The organism is Mycobacterium sp. E136 (assembly GCF_001666865.1).
In the GTDB taxonomy this organism is placed as follows: Bacteria; Actinomycetota; Actinomycetes; order Mycobacteriales; family Mycobacteriaceae; genus Mycobacterium.
Genome location: NZ_LZJE01000006.1, coordinates 1 through 4,944, shown reverse-complemented (window position 1 = coordinate 4,944; position 4,944 = coordinate 1). Strand labels below are relative to the sequence as shown.

Below are 4,944 nucleotides of genomic sequence, written 5' to 3'. Positions count from 1 at the left end.
CCCCGACCACGTCAGGTGGGGCGATACGTCGTTGCCGCCGGCGCCCATGATGCCGCTGACCTGGTCGTTAGCCAACGCGTCACCGTCGTTGAAGGTGTTCGAGGACAGCTTGAACGTCGGTAGCTTCGGGAGGAACTCGTACGGGTTGTAGTCAAACGCCATGACTCATCCTTTCGTCGATTCAGCAGTGCAGCAGGAAGTGTTCGAGAACCTGGGTACCGAACTTCAACGCGTCAACGGGTACCCGTTCGTCGACGCCGTGGAACAGCGCGGTGAAATCGAGGTCGGGCGGCAACTGCAGCGGGGCGAAGCCGAAGCAGCGAATGCCCAACTGGGCGAACGCTTTTGCGTCGGTTCCGCCGGAGAGCATGTACGGCACGATACGGGCGTCGGGGTCCACGGACAGAATCGCGCCGTTCATCGCGTCGACCAGGTCGCCGTCGAAGGTGGTCTCGTAGGACGGCAGCTCGGTCACCCACTCACGGGTCACGTTCGGCCCGATCAGCTCGTCGACCTCGCGTTCAAAGGCGGCCTGGCGTCCGGGCAGGATGCGGCAGTCCACCACCGCCTCGGCCGACGCTGGGATGACGTTGGCCTTGTAACCGGCCTTGAGCATCGTCGGGTTGGCGGTGTCGCGCAGCGTGGCCCCGACGACGCGGGCGATCGGCCCGAGCTTGGCGATCGCGCCGGCCAGGTCCGGTGAGTCGATGTCGAACGAGTAGCCGGTCTCCTCGGTGACGGCCTGCAGGAACTGGCCGACCGCGTCCGTCATGACCAGCGGGAACTCGTGGCGGCCCAGCTTGGCCACCGCCTCGGCGACCGCGGTGACCGCGTTGCTGTCGTGGATCATCGAGCCGTGACCGGCGTGGCTGCGCGCGGTCAGCTTCATCCAGTTCATGGACTTCTCGGCCGTCTCGACCAGGTAGAGGCGTCGCTCCCCGCCATCCTTGCGCGGCACGGTCAGCGAGAAACCGCCGACCTCACCGACCGCCTCGCTGACGCCGGCGAACAGGTCCGGCCGGTGCTTGACCAGCCAGTGCGACCCGAACTTGCCGCCGGCCTCCTCGTCGGACAGGAACGCAAAGATCAGGTCGCGCGGCGGGGTGATGCCCGCCCGTTTGAAGTGCCGCGCGATCGCGATCAGCATGCCGCACATGTCCTTCATGTCGACCGCGCCGCGGCCCCACACGTAGCCGTCCTCGACGGCACCCGAGAAGGGGTGCACGCTCCAGTCCGAGGCCTCGGCGGGCACGACGTCGAGGTGGCCGTGCAGCAGCAGCGACCCGCGCGAGCTGTCGGCGCCCTCGAGCCGGGCGAACACATTGCCCCGGCCCGGCGCCCCCGCCTCGACGTATTCGGTCGCGTACCCGACCCCTTCGAGCTGTTCGGCCACCCAGCGCGCGCATTCCGCCTCGCCCTTGGTGGTGGCCGGGTCGCCCGTGTTGGACGTGTCGAACCGGATGAGGGTGCTGACGAGGTCGACGACCTCCGCTTCGGCGTTGACGGGACCAGTCACAGTCACCATTCGTACCATTGACGTGCCAGGTGGGTTTGGGTCCGGCCTCGGTGATCCGATAGCCTTAGCTGCCCACAACGAGTCCGAGTGGCGGAATGGCAGACGCGCTAGCTTGAGGTGCTAGTGCCCTATTAACGGGCGTGGGGGTTCAAGTCCCCCCTCGGACACGTCCGGCGACACGACTTAAGTCGGCAGTCGCCGTGACTCGCTGAAGATGCGGGTCGTAGTCGAGGCGCAGGCCCAGGCTTGCGTATACCTGAGCGCGTTCCGCCCCGGTTGCCTCACCAAGCACTGCTGACAGCCCGCCCAATTCCTCAACCAACTCGCTGATTTGTGCGGCAGTCATGACGCGAGGTCGCTCCGCTTGCTCAAGACGGACCTTCAGCTCGTCGCGCTCGGCGGTGCGGCGGCGCAATGCAACAGTCAAATCCTCAACGGCCACACCAGACTCCACGGCGGTAACCAGAGCAGCAACCTTCGCATTCGCCTCGCTGAGCTGGCGCCGCAAGGCCGCGTAGCCAGCCCCTGCTACCGGGTCCGCGTCTTGCCCGCGTGCCAAGTCGGCCGGATCGGCCAGGGTGGCGATCCATTCGTCAAGTCGCGCAGTCACCTCATCTTCACGGAGGTAGACGGTGCGCGGGTGATCACTCAGGTCCGCGGGTACCGAACGCGACTTACCGAGCTCACAACGGTAGAGGATGCGTGTTGTTCGCTTCCCGGCGCGGGCAGCGCCCTGCATCCGCCGTCCACATGCGGCACAGAACAGCAGCCCACGCAGTGCATATGGCACTGTTGACTCTCTGCTGCAAACAAGACCGGGACCCCGCCGCGCCTGCATCCGAAGACGAACAGCCTGCGCTAGTTCGTCACGGATCAGCGCTTCATGCGTGCGGCGTTCTGGTGCGATCCAGTCGGCCTCATCACGCCACCGCATACGAGTCTCATACCCCGCAGCGACATCATCGGGGTTGACCAGAACCTCGTATTTCTCCTGCTTGCCCCAAACACGGATACCGCGGTACGCCGGGTTGTCGAGTATCGCGCGGATCGCCGAATGGGACCATCCTCGTGGGTCACGATGCCGATTCCGTGCCGGGTCGTACTGGCTCGGTGACGGTACACCATCGTCGGTGAGCCGTTGCGCGATATAGCGCAGGCCCGCTCCGTCGGCGTACATGCGGTAGATCCGCTCGACGACCGAAGATGTCGCGGGGTCGGGTTCGAGGCGGTGAAGCCGCTGCCCAAGATTGGCCTTGGCAGGGTTTGGATGCGGGCCGGCATCGACGAGCCGGTAACCGTAGGGTGGTCGACCACCGAGATATCTGGCGGTGTCGTGCGCGAGTGCTGACATCGCCGTACGGACGCGCATCTGGATTCGAGCGCGCTCTCCCTTGCTCATGCCGCCGAACAGAGTCATCACCAGGTCGTGTGCCTCGGAGCCGGGATCGACCGCTCCGCCGACCTCGGGTACCCACAGGCCAACTCCGTAGTGCGTGAGGACAGGGAAGGTGAGCGCGAACTGCGGCCCGTAGAACGCACGGGCGGGTTCCCCAATCACTACGGCATCAAAGCTACGGTCCCGACAAGCGACATCAGCAAGCAGACGTGACGCCTCTGGCCTGCGCTTCCACGGCAGTGAACGGCTCTGTCCCACATCGAAGTAGTCGGCGGCGATGAATCCGCCGTGCGGAGTGATCAGGTCCATGGCACGCCGCTTCTGCCAGCTGCGGCTCGCCTCCGGGTCTTGAGCGTCCTCCGTGCTCACTCGGCCATAGAAGGCGAACCTCAGGCTCACGCCACTCCCCTCCCTGATCCAAGCATCCGGTCCCGCACAGCCATTATCACGTGTACCAGCGCGCGGTTGGCCTCGGACGGAAGTCGATATTGGTTGGGCACAACAATTTCAACACCCCCCTCTGACACCGTCGGCGCATCGGGACGAGCGTCACACCCGGAGCGAGCACGTGCTGCTCGGGACCTGTCAGCCATCGCTTCCCCCTGGCGGATCCCATTGTTGATTGCGGGCTTGGCCACGGACTTCGATCAGTCCGATGCGGCGGGTGTGGATGTGTTGGACGGCCGCGGAGTAGATGAGGGTCCGGTCGCCGAGGCTGGTGGGGCCGGCACGATCGAATTCCCATGCCACCAGATCATCGCCATCGGTGGAGTCGAGGCCGAGATCATGTTGGTGCGCAGTGCTTTTTAAACGTTGTTCACGGGTCCAGGCCGCGCGACGTTCGCGCAGCGCGGTCATCGTGGTGGAATAGCGGCGGGATTTGCTGGTGATGTGGCCCCGGTAGCCCAGGGTGTGCAGCCACCGACCGACACCGGCCAGTCCCTTATCGGCGAGTTGGCTGATGGCGGTCAGGATCGCCCGAACGTGGTCGCAGACATCGAGGTCAGCGATGGCCTCGGTGGAGATGCGTCGCGCGCTGATCCCGACGTCAGCTAAGGATTTGGTGACGTATTTCGCGAGGTAGCGAGCTACGCGGCGGCCTGGAAGAACCCCGCCGTGTGGTGAATCCTCCTGCACAGCAGAGCCGTCCGTGCCGGCGTGCCGGTTGTCGATGGGTTGGGTGTCGACTTGTGTGCCGAACCTGATCACCCGTGTCGCTGTATTTGAGGATGAGCGTGTCGCTGTATTTGAGGATGAGTCGGTGACCGTCACGGCCACGGTTCGAACGGCCTGTTGGATGATGGTGGCCAGTTCGGTTGCCGCAAGGGGCGCATGCCAGTCATGACCGCCAGAGTCATCGCTGTCGGGCGGGTCGAGGCGGATCAGGGCATGAATGTGCGGGATGAGCCGGGCTTGCAGTTCGACGACTTTGATGAAGCTGACCTGCACCGCATCCGGGTCGGCGCCCGAAGCACGTAGCTCTCGGCGCAGTGTGCGTCGCAGGGTGATGGTGAAGCGTCGCCACAGTTCGGGCAGGTGCCATGTGAACAGGACATGCCCGGTGTAGTCGTAGCAGTCCGCGCAGATCGGCTGTCCCGCATAGATATCACCTTCGCCGTGGGTTGTGCTGCACCACAGTGGTTTCCCATGCGGGCATCGGCGGTAGCCGCCAGTGTGGTGGTGGTCGCGACACACACGCTGCTTCTTGTCGCCTGCACGCGCGGCGGCGTGAACAGGCCCGTAGCTAGGTGCGGTGAGGGTGACGAACACCTGCGGACGATCGGCCACTGCTGCGGGGATGTTGTGGTGGCCGCCGGCGGTGCCAGCGTGCACGAGCTGCCACGTGTCGCGGGCGTACAGGTCTGAGCACGATGGGCATACCTGTGCGCGGCGGTTGTTGCACCGTGTCCACACCACCCGATCGCGGCCTATCTCGTCGGTACCTCTGAGTTGGATGGGGTGGGCGCAGAAGCCAACAGATTCCGCGCGCCGCCACCACGATTCGAACCCCGTCGAGGACGCGCGGCGCACC

3 protein-coding genes, 1 tRNA gene and 1 pseudogene are annotated in these 4,944 nt (G+C 65.2%); 1 reads left to right on the top strand and 4 read right to left on the bottom strand.

Annotated elements, in window-relative coordinates; genetic code table 11:
• Both A5698_RS28325 and A5698_RS00350 read right to left on the bottom strand, forming a co-directional pair.
• Positions 1–162 (bottom strand): annotated as a pseudogene (locus tag A5698_RS28325) (YbhB/YbcL family Raf kinase inhibitor-like protein); the annotation flags it as partial.
• Positions 163–181: 19 nt separating this feature from the next.
• Entirely contained in the window at positions 182–1,525 is a 1,344-nt protein-coding gene (locus tag A5698_RS00350) for a M20/M25/M40 family metallo-hydrolase (RefSeq protein ID WP_068291891.1), read from the bottom strand.
• Between the two features lie 72 nt (positions 1,526–1,597).
• On the opposite strand from A5698_RS00350, the gene A5698_RS00345 reads away from it, so the two are divergent.
• Positions 1,598–1,683, top strand: a tRNA-Leu gene (locus A5698_RS00345).
• Here the strand turns inward: A5698_RS00345 and A5698_RS27695 are convergent.
• Positions 1,665–3,311: a recombinase family protein gene (locus A5698_RS27695; protein WP_012394803.1), complete on the bottom strand. Its 1,647-nt coding sequence runs from the start codon at positions 3,309–3,311 to the stop codon at positions 1,665–1,667. The genes A5698_RS00345 and A5698_RS27695 overlap by 19 nt on opposite strands.
• Before the next feature lie 186 nt (positions 3,312–3,497).
• Positions 3,498–4,943, bottom strand: coding sequence for a replication initiator (locus A5698_RS00330; protein WP_084792146.1), 1,446 nt, complete (start codon positions 4,941–4,943; stop codon positions 3,498–3,500).
• Between the last annotated feature and the right edge of the window lies 1 nt (position 4,944).